The following is a 13,523-nucleotide window of genomic DNA, read 5'->3' on the forward strand; positions in this document are numbered from 1 at the left end:
AAATTTGCATTTCGGCTTCTGCTTTTTCTTGTATAGAGTTTAAACAACACTTAAGCGAAATAACGTATCTTAATGATGCATTTGTGAAAGAATTATGACAACTTTCCTAGTATCGTGTGTAAGGAATGAAATTACTGAATAGAAAAATCAATTCATTTCAGCTTTCAAAAAAACCATTCACACAAGCCAGAAAAGAATTGAATTTGCTTAATATTGGTATTCAAATACCCGAGAAATAAATAACATGGGAAAAATCATTGCCATTGCCAATCAAAAAGGCGGAGTGGGAAAAACCACAACAGCGATGAATCTCGCTGCCAGCCTTGCTGTTCTGGAATTCAAAACTTTGGTGATCGACGCTGATCCTCAGGCCAATACCACTTCAGGATTAGGGCATGATCCAAAGTCTATCAATACGAGTATTTATGAATGCATGGTGGATGAAATCGACATCAACGAAATCATTCTTAAAACTGAATTAGAATATTTGGATTTAGTACCTTCTCATATCGACTTAGTCGGTGCTGAGGTTGAAATGATCAACCTTGACAATAGGGAAGAAAAAATGAGAGGTGTGATTTCAAACCTCAAGAATCAATACGATTTCATTATCATTGATTGTTCTCCTTCCTTGGGACTGATAACGATCAATGCTTTGACAGCAGCAAATTCCGTCATCATTCCTGTTCAATGCGAATATTTTGCATTGGAAGGATTAGGGAAATTGCTGAATACCATCAAGATTATTCAAACAAGATTAAATCCTGACCTTGAAATTGAGGGAATTTTATTGACCATGTACGATGTACGTCTTCGTCTTTCCAATCAAGTGGTGGAAGAAGTCAGAATCCATTTTAAGAACATGGTTTTCGAAACAATTATCCCTCGAAATGTACGTTTAAGTGAGGCCCCTTCGTTTGGATTGCCGGCCATTGCTTTTGATGCCGATGGCAAAGGTGCAGTTGCCTATTTGAATTTAGCCAGTGAGATCGCTCAGAAGAATGGTCTTCAAAAAGTGAACAGTTAATTATGTCAGACAATAAGCCTAATAGAAAAAAAAGTGCACTTGGAAGAGGTCTAGGAGCTTTGTTGGAAGATAGTCCTGCAAAACATAAAAACGAAGACATTTTACCTGAAGTGGTAAAGACTGGGATTTTTGAAATTCCTTTGGAAGAAATTCAGGTTAATCCATTTCAGCCAAGGGTACATTTTGACAAAGATGCTCTTGGTGAATTGGCAGAATCCATCAAAGTGCAAGGTATCATTCAGCCGATCACTGTCAGAAAACTTGACGCAAACGAATACCAACTGATCTCTGGGGAAAGAAGATTTCAGGCATCTAAACTTGCCGGACTTACTCAAATCCCAGCCTATGTCAGAACTGCCAATGACCAGCAGATGTTGGAAATGGCTTTGATAGAAAATATCCAAAGAGAAAACTTAAATGCTCTGGAGATTGCCCATTCTTACCAAAGATTGTTGGCGGAATGTGACTTAAAACAAGAGCAGTTAGGTGATCGAGTCGGCAAAAACAGAACCACTGTCAATAACTATTTACGCTTATTAAAACTCCCTCCTACGATTCAGGCAGCAATCCGTGATCAGCAAATATCAATGGGTCATGCCAGAGCTTTGATCAACATTGAAGATGTAGACAAGCAACTTGCGATTTTCAAGAAAGCCGTAGAGGAAGAATTGAGTGTCAGGAAAGTAGAGGCTCTTGTGAAGGCCTTAAATGAAGGAACACCGGAAAAACCCTCCAAGCCAGAATTAGACCCTGTCAAGAAATATGAAATCAGCAAAATCCAACAGAGACTTGCTTCTCATTTTGGTACAAAAGTTTCGCTGAAATCAAACAATAAGAATAAAGGTGAGATAAAAATCCCTTTTACCTCCACCTCAGATTTAAATAGAATTCTGGAAATTCTGGAAATCATTTAACCTTTGAAAACCTTAAATTTTCATAAATCTCTAACTTTTAAAGCCCCGTGGAACTTCATGGGACTTTTGGTTTTGTGCTTATTTCTAAATTATTCCACCTTTGCGCAACAAGCTGAAGTAGAGAAAAGGCCTGCGTCTGAAAAAAAAGTAAAGCCGGATTATTCTAATTTGCCGAAAGACCCGAGAAAGGCCACTTTGCTCTCTGCAATTTTGCCTGGAGCCGGTCAGGTTTACAACAACAAAGCTTGGAAAGTACCTTTAATTTATGCCGGGATTATGACAGATGTCTATTTCATCAAGTTCAATAATCGACGATATCAGGTATTCAGACAAGCATTATTTGATTTTGATGATGGGATTTCAAATGATTTTCCAAATCTAAATAGAGAGGCACTTGTAAGAAATGTTGATTATTGGAGAAGAAATCGGGATTTATGCTATCTACTTATTGCAGGTATTTATGCGCTGAATCTTATTGATGCCAATGTAGACGCACATCTTTCAGGCTTTGATGTAAGTGACGATTTGGCTTTGGGAATTGAGCCACATTTCGAGCGTTTTTCTGCAAATAACAATTCCATGGGAGTATCTTTAAAACTCAAATTTTAAGAATGAATATTTTATTACTTGGTTATGGAAAGATGGGGAAAATCATCGGTGAAATTGCCGAATCCCGAGGACATTCCATTGCCGGAAAAATCAATATTGATAACAGAGAAGATCTGGATAAGTTAGATCCAAAATCTATCGATGTGGCTATAGAATTTAGCCAACCTGAAGCAGCATTTGAAAATATTTCTTGGTCTATACAAAGACAAATCCCAATCGTAGTCGGTACTACCGGATGGCTAGAAAAGAAGGCTGAAGTGGAAGAAATGACTCTTACCAATAACGGAAGTTTCTTTTATGCATCGAATTTTAGCATAGGAGTTAACATCTTTTTCAAGGTGAATGAATTCCTTTCAAAGCTGATGAATGAGACCGATGGCTATCAAGTTTCGGTAGAAGAAATTCATCATACTGCAAAGAAAGATGCACCTTCTGGAACAGCAATTACCCTTGCTGAAGGAATTATCAAAAACCTAAAGTCTAAGAGTTCCTGGAACTTAAAGGGTGAACAGGAATCATCCGATCAATCCGTGGAGATCACTTCCAAAAGAATCGATCCTGCCCCGGGCACACACATTATCAAATACGAATCTCCAATTGATGACATAGAAATCACCCATACCGCTCATAGCCGACAAGGCTTTGCATTAGGGGCCGTTTTGGTTGCCGAATGGATTCCTTCTAAAAAAGGAGTGCTTTCGATGGATGATTTTCTATCTTTCTGATATTATTTATACAAAATGAGCCAGCCAAAAAAGAAAAAATCCCCAACTCGTGAATGGGTAGATGCATTGGTGTTTGCAGTGGTTGCTGCCAGTTTAATTAGATGGTTGCTTCTAGAACCATTTACGATTCCTACAGCTTCTATGGAAAAATCACTTTTAGTAGGTGATTTCTTATTTGTAAGCAAAATGCATTACGGGACAAGAATCCCAAAAACACCCCTTCAGGTACCTTTGACTCACCAAAAAATATGGGGAACAGAAATCCCATCTTTTAGTGATGCCATCCAATTACCATATTACAGACTACCAGGTTTCTCTGATGTCGAAAGGTATGATGTTGTCGTATTTAACTACCCTGTAGAATTTCAGTACCCGCCGGACCTGAAGACTAATTACATTAAAAGGGCGGTAGGAATCCCGGGAGATGTTATTGAGATTAAAAATGCGGATTTATATGTCAACGGAGAATTGGCGATGAAGCCAAAAGAAATGCAATACTCTTACGATGTATTAACTTCCAGACCTCTAAACGCTGAATTCTTCATGGAATATGGTGTCAACCCTGAAAGTTTCTATCCATTTTCTGACGGATCTGGTTATATGGTTTTCGCAACTGATGAGGTTATTTCCAGACTTGAATCCTCCCCTGTTGTGACTTCAGCAACAAAGAGAATTGCAAAAGAAGGAACTAGAGAAGATAGTATTTATCCAAATATCCCTAGTTACAAATGGAACAGAGACTTTTACGGACCATTAAAAGTTCCTGCCAAAGGAGAAACAATTCAACTAACTCAGGAAAATCTTGACAAATACTCTTTCGTAATCGAAAAATATGAGGGTCATGATTCAGTTGTTCTTCAAGATGGAGCACTAGTTATTGATGGTCAAAAAGTAGACAGCTATACTTTCAAGCAGGACTATTACTTCATGATGGGAGATAACCGTCATGATTCCCTTGACTCAAGGTTTTGGGGATTTGTCCCTGAAGACCATATAGTTGGGAAAGCATGGTTCTTATGGTTATCCTTAGATAAATATGAATCGATGTTCAATAAAATACGATGGAGTCGATTCTTTAAAGGAATAGATTAAAGCAAAGGCCGGAATTAGTTAATTCCGGCTTATTTTTTTTACCAATCAATGGGCTTCTGCCCTGTTGAAATTAAAAACTCATTGGCTTTGGAAAAGTGCTTACATCCCAAAAACCCTCTATGAGCTGAAAGTGGGCTTGGATGAGGAGCTTTAAGAATAAAATGTTTGGATGAATCTATGAGCTCAGATTTCTTTTGAGCATAAGCACCCCAAAGGAGAAATACCACATTTGACCGACTATCATTAATAGTCTTAATTACTCCATCGGTAAATTCTTCCCATCCTTTTTTTTGATGCGAGCCAGCCTGATGTGCTCTCACTGTCAAAGTAGCATTTAATAAAAACACACCCTGATCTGCCCACCTCGTCAAATCACCATTTGGAGGTAAGTCGAGATCTAGATCGGATTTCAACTCTTTAAAAATATTGAGCAAGCTTGGTGGAAAGGGAATGCCAGGCTTAACAGAAAACGACAGCCCATGGGCTTGCCCAGGACCATGGTAGGGATCCTGACCTAGAATCACTACTTTTACTTTTTCTAAAGGGCAATGCCAGAATGCATTGAATATATCTTTTCCCTCAGGGTAAATCTTTTCTTTGGAATATTCGTCTTTAACGAGTGAAACTAGATTTAAGAAAGAATCTTGTTGAAAAAACTCCTTTAAGGCTAATTTCCAACTTGGTTCTATTTTTACATTCATAGTTTATTTTGTTGATATTCTAATTTTCAATTGTATCTTTACATTCTTTTTAAACAATTCCATCATGGTAACTGCATTAACAGAAGGTATTCAAGTAAGTGTCGAGGTTACTTATCAAGCAGAGTTTTCTAGCCCACACCAACACCATTATGTATTTACCTACAAAGTAACTATTCATAATAAAAGCCCATATACTGTTCAGTTATTAAAAAGAAAATGGGAAATTTTTGATGCGGCTGAGTCGATAAAAATAGTAGAAGGTGATGGTGTAGTCGGACAACAACCCATCCTTGAAAAAGGAGAATCTCATACCTATGTATCTGGATGCAATTTGAAGTCAGGTTTGGGTAAAATGAAAGGAGTTTATTTTATGGAAAAACTTTACGACGGCAAAAAATTTGAAGCTCAGATCCCTGAATTTCAAATGATAGCAAATATTTTCCACAATTAATTTGACCAAAAAACTCTACCCGGTCTTTGCTTTTTTTATTCATTGGCTTAAAAGAGAAGAAGGTTATTCTATTCAATCTCCCTTTGTTTTTAATTTTTATCAAGGACTAAAAAAGCACCTTACAACCCAAAGAGAATCAGTTCGAGAAATCGAATCCTACAGAAAAAAACTATTGGATTCAGATCAAACAATTGAAGTGTACGACCTCGGCGCTGGTTCAAAAAAAGTGAATTCACTTTACAGAAAAGTAGCAGACATCACGAAATACAGCACCAGTTCAAAAAAATTCGCATTGTTGTATCAGTTCTTTTGTCTTCAGACTCCGGCAAAAACAGTCTTAGAATTGGGTACATGCATGGGGATTACTAGTAGGTATTTATCATTAGCTACCAAAGGCAAAGTCTATACATTTGAAGGCTCAGAAAACATTCAGAATGTAGCCATCCCTAAACATGGCTATACAAACATTGATTTCATCCTCGGGGATATCAACAAAGAGCTCCCTTTATTGCTTGAAAAAATTCAAGTGGTTGACTTTGCATTGATAGATGCAACGCACACCTACGAAGACACTATTCATTATTTCGAACTGTTATTAGAAAAAGTAACCTCCACCAGCATAATTGCTATCGGGGACATTTATTGGTCAAAGGAGATGAATAGGGCATGGCAAGAAATCAAGTCTCATCAGGCTGTCAAGCTCAGCCTTGATTTTTATGAATGTGGAATAGTATTTTTTGAATGTCCAATTGAGAAGACAAATTATTTGTTAGCCATTTGATTTTACTGCGGTAAAAAACAATTCCGAACCCATTCTTTCAGGTATAGAATTATCACAAGGAGAAAATGAAACATGATCAAATCTTGGCTTAAATAAACTCTCATATTCCTCTTTAGTCCCTCCAAATGGAGGACCATCTCTATCAAAATCTCTATTAAATAGGACACCCATTAAGACTCCTTGAGGTTTTAGAAGTGAATACATTTTTTCGACGTATTTCTTCCTCAAAGAAATTTCTAATGCACAAAAAAAAGTTTGCTCGATAATTAGATCATACTTCCCTTGATGAAGGAAAAAGTCCTCAAGATGTATCTGATCTATGGGGAAGGATGGTACTTTTCCTTTAAACTTCTCCAAAGGCAAAGTAGAAAAATCCAATACATGTACCTTCTTAAAGCCATTATTAAAAGCATAAATGGCTTCATAGGCATTCCCTGCACCAGGAATTAGAATTTCAACCTCCTTATTTTCAATTTGGTCTAAATATTGCACAATGGGAGGTGAAGGATATCCAATATCCCAGCCAGTTTTACCAAACTTATAACGACAAGACCAATAGTTTTCGTCTAGAACAGCCATAAAAAAGCCATATTCAAATAATTATGAGCACTAATTTCGAATCAGAATCAAGCAACAAGAAAGATCAAGGTAAAAATATTATCATAATCGTTCTCATCCTTCTAGTTATAATTAGTGGAATCAAACTTTACACCGATTATGTAGACAGAAGTAAAAAGACGGAAGAAATCATTTTGCTTTCTACCGAAAACAATGAACTTAATAAACGTCTAGATTCTGTAACCTATCAACTGGATTTGAGAATTCAGGAAATTGAAAAACTAGGCGGAGATGTACAGGCTTTAGAGGAAGTTAGAGATCAATTAATTGCAGAAAGAAATTCTTCCAGACAAAGAAGTTCTAACGAAATCGCTGCTTTAAATGAAAAAATCAGAAGCTACAGTGGTTTGATTGAGGAAAAGGATCAGGAAATATTGGAATTACGAGCAATGAATCAACAGCTTTTTGCTGAGAATCAAGATTTAAAAACGACTCAGGCAGAAATCGAGGAGGAAGTTGCGCAGTTAAATATCCAAAAAGAGGATTTGCAAGCGAAAGTCAATATCGCGGCTATGCTGAAAGCGGAGAATATCAATATTGCTGCAATCAATTCTCGTGGAAAAGAGAGGGTAGAAACTACCAAGGATTTCAAAAACAGACAAATAGAGAGAATAAAAGTAAGCTTTCAATTAGCAGACAATAAAGTAGCCGAAAAAGGACCGAGAAACGTTTATGTCCAGATTTTAGCTCCAAATTCCCAGCCTATATTTGATGTTGCCAAAGGTTCCGGTACATTTATGATGGATGGTGTAGAGGAATTTTACACAGTAAAACAAGATATCATTTTTGATAATACGGAGCAGGAATTGACATTCTATTATGAGAAAGGTTCAGACTATGTTTCTGGCGATCATGAAGTCCGAATATTTGTAGACAATTATCAAGTCGGATCGAAAACCTTCACAGTGAAATAATAACAAGCCTCCTTATGGAGGTTTTTTTTTAGGAATTAGTACTTTTTCAAATTTGAATACCTTGGATATCAGCTGGATTTCCCTTACTTTTGCGGTCTGTTTATTCAAATTCCTTAAACACATTTAAAAATGTTCCAAAGAAATTACGAGACGGTATTCATTTTAACTCCCGTTTTGTCTGATGTTCAGATGAAGGATACCGTAGACAAGTTTGTGAACTTGCTAAAAGAAGAGGGGGCAGATGTTATTAATGTGGAAAACTGGGGTCTTAAGAAGATGGCTTATACTATCGACAAGAAGACTACAGGTTTTTATGTTTTGGTTGAGTTCAAGGCCGATCCAACTATCATCCGCAAATTCGAATTAGAATTTAGAAGAGATGAAAAAGTGATGAGATTCTTGACTACTGTTTTGGAAAAGCATGGTATTGCTTATGCCGAAAGAAGAAGAAAAGGAGAGTTTAACAAAAAATCTGAAGCTAAGGAGGAGCAAGCCAAATGACACTAGTAAACGAGCCGATCAATAGAGGCGAAATCAGAAAAAAATACTGCCGTTTTAAGAAGCATGGTATCAAGTATATCGATTACAAAGATCCTAACTTCTTGTTGAAATTTGTGAACGAGCAAGGTAAAATTCTTCCTAGAAGACTTACTGGTAACTCTGCAAAGTATCAGAAGAAAGTGGCTAATGCCATCAAAAAAGCAAGACATTTGGCTTTGTTGCCATTCGTAACCGATGGGTTGAAATAATTCGGTCTTGTATCGTCCAATCACAAAAGATCATTACAAATGGAAATCATTCTAAAAACAGACATCAAAGGTCTTGGCTATAAAAATGACTTGGTTGAAGTAAAGCCTGGTTACGGAAGAAACTACCTTATCCCTCAGGGATATGCAGTTTTAGCTACTGGCTCAAACAAGAAAATCCTTGCCGAGAATATCAAGCAAGCTGCTCACAAAGCAGAGAAAATTAAAACTGAAGCTGAAAATATCGCTGAGAAACTTCAAGCATTGACTCTTGAAATCAAAGCTAAAATCGGTGAATCAGGTAAAATCTTCGGAAAAGTTACTACTCTTCAGATTGCAGACGCTCTGGCAGCTAATGGAATCGATATCGACAGAAAAAAGATCTCTATCAATGTACCAGTTGACGGTGCAGGAGAATTCGCTGCCGAAGTAGATCTTCACAGAGAAGTGAAAACTGAAGTGAAATTTGTGGTAGTAGGCGAATAAGCCCAACCCATTACTATAAGAGAAAAGCTCACCATATTGGTGAGCTTTTCTTTTTTCTTTTAATTAAGAGATTTCTCTAGGTCCTCGATCAATTTCTTAGATACTGCTCTGCTGTTTGTTTCTCTGATTTCTTTAAAAAGTGAAATAGCTTTCTGAGACTTCTCAATAACCCCAACAGGATTGTTGTCATTTTTGAAGCTTACCCAGCACCAAGACAGCTCAGCGGCCAATGAATCTCCAACTTTTAACTTTTCTAACTTCTCAATCACTGAAGGAAGTGTTTTTTCTAATTTTTCAACTTGCATGGTAGTAAATTTTTATTCGATAGATTTTTATATTTTCATCAAAACTCAATAATAATTTTATATAAAACAATATATGTAATTGAAAATTAACACAATGGCAATTTTCAATCGATTTCATTAGCTCAATTGAAAAACTTAAATAACACTTTCTAAATCCTGCTTTGAAACTGATCAATTGATACAAACGCAAATTTTATCTCCTGAAAGCAAGCCAATTACCCATTTCGACAAAAAAACTTTTTTTAGCAGTTTGGAAAAAAAGAAAGGAGATTCTACCTTTGTGACACTTTAAGAGATACCCAAAAGGAAAATCTTATTTTACTGGTCTATGGTGTAACTGGCAACACGTCTGATTTTGGTTCAGAAGAGTCTAGGTTCGAGCCCTAGTAGACCAACAAAACCTCTCGAAATTCGAGAGGTTTTTTTTATTTTATGTATCTGATCCTATAGGCATTCATCGCGTATTCTCCCAAGTGCTCAGTAAGTCGGTAATTTGCTATTGCCCCTACCCCTGCTCCAATGATCGGTATTAACTGGGCTAATTTTGCCAGATCGATATAATCTCTATAATCCAGCTGAAAAGTCTTCCAGTCAAACTCTTTTAAATCAGAAGGTAAAGTCAGTTTATAACTATCCCATTCCTCAATCAAACCAATTAAATCATTTCTTCTTTGTTGAGATGAAAAACTCAATTGGAAAACATATAGGATAAACAGTCTCTCCTGATAGTCTTTTGTATCATGACCGTAAAGGGATGCTATATCAAAAAGCATTTTCATCTTAATCGTCAGAAATGCCGGAAAGTCCGCAAACCCCATTAATATCCCACCTGCTCCTGTGATTGCGCCTTCTGCAGTTGCTGTATTCCGATACCACTTGATTCGCTTCCTGACCTTTTCTTCTCTTTGCTGAAGAGTCAAGTTTTTATCAGGCTTAGGTCTTATCAATGTTGATCCTGAGATCACCACTTTTACCATGTTTTCAATTGCAGCAGAAATAGCTTTGTGGACTTTTTCTGGAATCCAACTATTAATTTTGCCTTGTATTCCATGCGTAATTCTCCCAATCAATCCTGACTTCTTTTTCATTTTAAAAAGCCAAAGACCAATTTCCGCCCTCACATATTCTAAATAAACATCCATAAAACTTCTAATCTTCTTTAGGTTTATTACTCAACCCATTAAATCAGTACAACGCAATTGATATCCCAATGTTAACCTAGGTATGGACACCTCCAATTAAGTCATAAAAAAAAGCTGTCCCTTTCGAGACAGCTTTGAATCCATTTAACTAATTCTATTTATACAATCCGTTAAACAACATTTTAAATGTACCATGAGACTGCGCTCTAAAGGTAATTTCAGGACCAAAGGCAAATAGCTTCCCGTCGCCAATCTTCGCTTCAAATGCAGTGACACCATTCTTTAAATAAGATTGGCCCCACGCCCAACCACTTTTCAGAGGCTCTTCTTCACCAAACCAGGCTATAGGCTTAACTCCTACATTTCCAGCATTTGGAGAAAGCTTGAAAACTGGACTTCTATTAAACATGATATATGCTTTTTCACCCATACCATAATTTGCCGGCACAGAATTGTCAACATGCATTTCCAACACTGAACCTGGAACATAATATTTCTCTCCACTGAGTGGTCTTGGTTCTCCATTCGGACCCATTTCTACAAGAGAATTTTCTACCGGAAGATCTAAATGGTAAGCTAAATCTGTAGCATCTCCCACTGTGATTACATTCCCTCCATTCTTAATAAACTCTTCCAATTGAGGTATAGACTTATCGACAGAGATCCCTCCTAGCATTTTACGGTATTCTTCAGGAATATCTTCTTCTTTTGGTTGTCTTCTGTTATATCCACGAGAGTTTTCACTTGGAATGCCAGGACCAATAAACACCAACACATCATATTTATCATTAAGATTTCCTCCATCTATTTCCTTTGGAAATACTAGCTGATAAGGAAAATGGAATTGCTCCATCATCCATCTTACCCAACCTGAAGGCATCGAACCACCATAATAATCAAACAATCCTATTCTTGCTGGCTTGATCTCTTTAGCACCTGAAGGAATACCTTTCGCCGCAACTGGATATACACCATATTCTTGAGCAGCTTTTTCAAGAACCTTTTTACCTGCTCCACCTACATAGAAAGATCCGGCAGGCAGGCCATTTACAGCAGTATTTGTTCTATAAACTTTTACTTTAGCTTGCAACAGATCATTGACAGCCATAAAACTGTTGTTACCTCTCGCATCTAGTAAGTATCCTGATCCACTTACCAAAGGTTTTGCCTCTGGCTGTAAAATCTCTCCATAAGGCATTCTTTCAAAAGGCCCATCAAAATCATCCATAACCCGATCGATTTCAGATCCCATTTGGAAAGCCAAAGTCCATCCTGCTGCATCATATGGTCTAATCGGAGGACCTCCTGGATACAAAAAGTCGTTAGGGTGATCTTGTGGCTCAAACATATCAATCACGTGTGGTCTGAAAGCCTGATCTGTTTTGACAACATAAGATCCAGCTGGGTATGATTTACCATTCACTGTGAAATCCGCAGTCGCTTTATGAACAAGAATTCCTGATTTAATAAGGGCATTCAAAAATTTAATCGCAGTCTGGAAATCAGGTTGATCCGCGGAAAGAATATATCCTCTTGGATCTCTTCTCGCAGGATCTTTATAGACAGAATCATAAAACTGAGTTGGAATACCTGATCTAAAACCAAAATATACCGCGTCTTCATCATCCTCAGACTTCTTCTTTTGAGACGCTTCAAATTCCTCTTGAACAGCTTGAGCATACTTAGGATACATGGTCCAGTTATCCTTGCTTCCTTTCTCTATCGCATTTCTCCCCATCAAATAGATATTGTAAAGCAACTCATCTCCATGTCTCACAGCATGGTTTAAAATCCCGTAATTCAATGAAACTGAATAATCTATAGATCTTCTAAAGTGCCAATCCTGAGGAGTCACAGGATAAGGCGTCCCATTGTTTGGAATCAACCTATCAGGAACCAAAGGGACTGTCGATGGAGTTGGATTTCCAATGATCTCTGTTAGGATACCGATAATGTTATGATAGTAAGGAGTAGTCCTTAAACCCCCATTCCACCAAGTCGAGAAAACTGAGCCATCCAATCGGGTATACCCCGGCTTATCTTCCTGATGAAGCTTATTGATCATAGCAGCGCCTACCGCATCCAGACTTGTAATGATCAAAGGATCAAAAACATGATTGAAAGGATCTCTGTATGGGGGACCAGCCACAACAGTTCCTGCTGGACCTGATTGGTGATGGTTGTAAATGATCTGAGGGATCCATTCCACATATTGCTGAAGAGACATGTTTGCCGCTTCACTCATGTTATTCATGTAAAAGTCACGGTTATTATCATGACCAACATACTTCTGATAAAGAATAGGAATATTCTGATCTCTCTCTTCAGGATTGTCCTTTCTCATATACCAATCAGACATGATTTCCATACCATCTGGATTTGCATGTACCAAAAGGATGATTACATTATCCAAAATCTTCATGGTTTCCTCATCCGTCCTGGAAGCCAATTGGTAAAGTGTTTCGATAAGCTGATGTGGTCCGACAACCTCATTGGCATGTAAGCCACCATCAATCCAAACCACTGGTTTTCCTTCTATAACTAGCTTTTCAGCTTCTTCTTTTGAAATCTCTGCACGGGCAAGAGTTTGGGAGATTTCTTTGTAGCGATCCAATTTTTCAAAATTGGCTGGTGCGGTCACAATCATCATTGGATGAGTTCTTCCGTATTCAGTCTTTCCAATTTCTACTAGTTTTACCCTATCACTGGCATCGGCTACTTTTTTGAAATAAGCTTCTGACTGGGAAAATGTCGCCAACTTATAATCGTCTCCGATATCAAAACCGAAATGGGATTTCGGTGTAGGAATAGATTGAGCAAACAGTCCAAAAGAACAGATACTCAACATTAAAATAAAGAGCGTAAATCGTTTTTTCATGTGATAATATTTGGTTGATGGTTGATTAACCTTTCCTAAAATAACATGAAAAAAGAGGTATCCATTTTAGCAGTCCTAGTTTCTACTTTTTTTTTACAGGATCGGAGAATTACATCAATGAAAAATGGCATTCA

General features: G+C 37.4%; 16 protein-coding genes and 1 tRNA gene. 12 read left to right on the forward strand and 5 right to left on the reverse strand.

Annotation, left to right across the window (positions count from 1 at the left end; genetic code table 11):
• Positions 1 to 244: 244 nt before the first annotated feature.
• From FHS59_RS21635 to lepB, 5 genes are read left to right on the forward strand one after another with little or no spacing between them, the layout of a single operon-like run.
• On the forward strand, positions 245 to 1,027 hold the full coding sequence (locus tag FHS59_RS21635; protein WP_184498161.1) for a ParA family protein: 783 nt from the start codon (positions 245 to 247) through the stop codon (positions 1,025 to 1,027).
• Positions 1,028 to 1,029: 2 nt separating this feature from the next.
• Positions 1,030 to 1,941 (forward strand): ParB/RepB/Spo0J family partition protein, encoded by a 912-nt coding sequence (locus FHS59_RS21640; protein ID WP_184498163.1) that lies wholly within the window; start codon positions 1,030 to 1,032, stop codon positions 1,939 to 1,941.
• Positions 1,942 to 1,944: 3 nt separating this feature from the next.
• Entirely contained in the window at positions 1,945 to 2,550 is a 606-nt protein-coding gene (locus FHS59_RS21645) for a DUF5683 domain-containing protein (RefSeq protein WP_394353581.1), read from the forward strand.
• A 2-nt stretch (positions 2,551 to 2,552) separates the two neighbouring features.
• Positions 2,553 to 3,275, forward strand: a complete 723-nt coding sequence (gene dapB / locus FHS59_RS21650) for a 4-hydroxy-tetrahydrodipicolinate reductase (RefSeq protein WP_184498165.1) — start codon at positions 2,553 to 2,555, stop codon at positions 3,273 to 3,275.
• A gap of 15 nt (positions 3,276 to 3,290) precedes the next feature.
• Entirely contained in the window at positions 3,291 to 4,367 is a 1,077-nt protein-coding gene (lepB, locus tag FHS59_RS21655; protein ID WP_184498167.1) for a signal peptidase I, read from the forward strand.
• Between the two features lie 38 nt (positions 4,368 to 4,405).
• On the opposite strand, the gene ung is transcribed toward lepB, so the two are convergent.
• Positions 4,406 to 5,068, reverse strand: coding sequence for a uracil-DNA glycosylase (gene ung, locus FHS59_RS21660; protein ID WP_184498169.1), 663 nt, complete (start codon positions 5,066 to 5,068; stop codon positions 4,406 to 4,408).
• Positions 5,069 to 5,132: 64 nt separating this feature from the next.
• On the opposite strand from ung, the gene apaG reads away from it, so the two are divergent.
• The gene (apaG, locus tag FHS59_RS21665; RefSeq protein WP_184498171.1) at positions 5,133 to 5,519 is read left to right on the forward strand and encodes a Co2+/Mg2+ efflux protein ApaG; all 387 of its coding nucleotides are present in this window, start codon (positions 5,133 to 5,135) and stop codon (positions 5,517 to 5,519) included.
• A gap of 196 nt (positions 5,520 to 5,715) precedes the next feature.
• On the forward strand, positions 5,716 to 6,300 hold the full coding sequence (locus tag FHS59_RS23410; protein WP_317168227.1) for an O-methyltransferase: 585 nt from the start codon (positions 5,716 to 5,718) through the stop codon (positions 6,298 to 6,300).
• On the opposite strand, the gene FHS59_RS21675 is transcribed toward FHS59_RS23410, so the two are convergent.
• Positions 6,289 to 6,879 (reverse strand): methyltransferase domain-containing protein, encoded by a 591-nt coding sequence (locus FHS59_RS21675; RefSeq protein ID WP_184498175.1) that lies wholly within the window; start codon positions 6,877 to 6,879, stop codon positions 6,289 to 6,291. The two genes, FHS59_RS23410 and FHS59_RS21675, sit on opposite strands and share 12 nt — an antisense overlap.
• A 23-nt stretch (positions 6,880 to 6,902) precedes the next feature.
• Between FHS59_RS21675 and FHS59_RS21680 the strand changes: the two genes are divergently transcribed.
• From FHS59_RS21680 to rplI, 4 genes are all read left to right on the forward strand, one after another.
• The gene (locus FHS59_RS21680) at positions 6,903 to 7,832 is read left to right on the forward strand and encodes a hypothetical protein (RefSeq protein WP_184498177.1); all 930 of its coding nucleotides are present in this window, start codon (positions 6,903 to 6,905) and stop codon (positions 7,830 to 7,832) included.
• A gap of 129 nt (positions 7,833 to 7,961) precedes the next feature.
• On the forward strand, positions 7,962 to 8,333 hold the full coding sequence (gene rpsF, locus FHS59_RS21685; protein ID WP_184498179.1) for a 30S ribosomal protein S6: 372 nt from the start codon (positions 7,962 to 7,964) through the stop codon (positions 8,331 to 8,333).
• On the forward strand, positions 8,330 to 8,581 hold the full coding sequence (gene rpsR, locus FHS59_RS21690) for a 30S ribosomal protein S18 (protein ID WP_074226515.1): 252 nt from the start codon (positions 8,330 to 8,332) through the stop codon (positions 8,579 to 8,581). Before rpsF ends, rpsR begins: the two co-directional genes overlap by 4 nt.
• A 39-nt stretch (positions 8,582 to 8,620) precedes the next feature.
• Positions 8,621 to 9,064: a 50S ribosomal protein L9 gene (gene rplI / locus FHS59_RS21695; protein ID WP_184498181.1), complete on the forward strand. Its 444-nt coding sequence runs from the start codon at positions 8,621 to 8,623 to the stop codon at positions 9,062 to 9,064.
• 59 nt (positions 9,065 to 9,123) lie between these two features.
• Here the strand turns inward: rplI and FHS59_RS21700 are convergent, their stop codons facing one another.
• A complete protein-coding gene (locus FHS59_RS21700; RefSeq protein ID WP_184498183.1) occupies positions 9,124 to 9,369 on the reverse strand; it encodes a hypothetical protein in 246 nt (81 codons plus the stop codon).
• Between the two features lie 322 nt (positions 9,370 to 9,691).
• On the opposite strand from FHS59_RS21700, the gene FHS59_RS21705 reads away from it, so the two are divergent.
• Positions 9,692 to 9,764, forward strand: a tRNA-Gln gene (locus tag FHS59_RS21705).
• Between the two features lie 30 nt (positions 9,765 to 9,794).
• Here FHS59_RS21705 and FHS59_RS21710 read toward each other — a convergent pair.
• Positions 9,795 to 10,511: an EcsC family protein gene (locus FHS59_RS21710; protein WP_184498185.1), complete on the reverse strand. Its 717-nt coding sequence runs from the start codon at positions 10,509 to 10,511 to the stop codon at positions 9,795 to 9,797.
• A 154-nt stretch (positions 10,512 to 10,665) separates the two neighbouring features.
• The gene (locus tag FHS59_RS21715; protein WP_184498187.1) at positions 10,666 to 13,389 is read right to left on the reverse strand and encodes a M14 family metallopeptidase; all 2,724 of its coding nucleotides are present in this window, start codon (positions 13,387 to 13,389) and stop codon (positions 10,666 to 10,668) included.
• Positions 13,390 to 13,523 lie beyond the last annotated feature (134 nt).

Source organism: Algoriphagus iocasae (assembly GCF_014206875.1).
Lineage (GTDB): Bacteria > Bacteroidota > Bacteroidia > Cytophagales > Cyclobacteriaceae > Algoriphagus > Algoriphagus iocasae.

What these genes read in the sequence shown, in the direction of transcription:
- FHS59_RS21640 (WP_184498163.1), top strand. Translation starts at nt 1,030, where the DNA reads ATGTCAGACAATAAGCCTAATAGAAAAAAAAGTGCACTTGGAAGAGGT.
- ung (WP_184498169.1), bottom strand. Translation starts at nt 5,068, where the DNA reads ATGAATGTAAAAATAGAACCAAGTTGGAAATTAGCCTTAAAGGAGTTT.
- apaG (WP_184498171.1), top strand. Translation starts at nt 5,133, where the DNA reads ATGGTAACTGCATTAACAGAAGGTATTCAAGTAAGTGTCGAGGTTACT.
- FHS59_RS21635 (WP_184498161.1), top strand. Translation starts at nt 245, where the DNA reads ATGGGAAAAATCATTGCCATTGCCAATCAAAAAGGCGGAGTGGGAAAA.
- FHS59_RS21680 (WP_184498177.1), top strand. Translation starts at nt 6,903, where the DNA reads ATGAGCACTAATTTCGAATCAGAATCAAGCAACAAGAAAGATCAAGGT.
- FHS59_RS21675 (WP_184498175.1), bottom strand. Translation starts at nt 6,879, where the DNA reads ATGGCTGTTCTAGACGAAAACTATTGGTCTTGTCGTTATAAGTTTGGT.
- FHS59_RS21715 (WP_184498187.1), bottom strand. Translation starts at nt 13,389, where the DNA reads ATGAAAAAACGATTTACGCTCTTTATTTTAATGTTGAGTATCTGTTCT.
- rpsF (WP_184498179.1), top strand. Translation starts at nt 7,962, where the DNA reads ATGTTCCAAAGAAATTACGAGACGGTATTCATTTTAACTCCCGTTTTG.
- FHS59_RS21700 (WP_184498183.1), bottom strand. Translation starts at nt 9,369, where the DNA reads ATGCAAGTTGAAAAATTAGAAAAAACACTTCCTTCAGTGATTGAGAAG.
- dapB (WP_184498165.1), top strand. Translation starts at nt 2,553, where the DNA reads ATGAATATTTTATTACTTGGTTATGGAAAGATGGGGAAAATCATCGGT.
- lepB (WP_184498167.1), top strand. Translation starts at nt 3,291, where the DNA reads ATGAGCCAGCCAAAAAAGAAAAAATCCCCAACTCGTGAATGGGTAGAT.
- rpsR (WP_074226515.1), top strand. Translation starts at nt 8,330, where the DNA reads ATGACACTAGTAAACGAGCCGATCAATAGAGGCGAAATCAGAAAAAAA.
- rplI (WP_184498181.1), top strand. Translation starts at nt 8,621, where the DNA reads ATGGAAATCATTCTAAAAACAGACATCAAAGGTCTTGGCTATAAAAAT.
- FHS59_RS21710 (WP_184498185.1), bottom strand. Translation starts at nt 10,511, where the DNA reads ATGGATGTTTATTTAGAATATGTGAGGGCGGAAATTGGTCTTTGGCTT.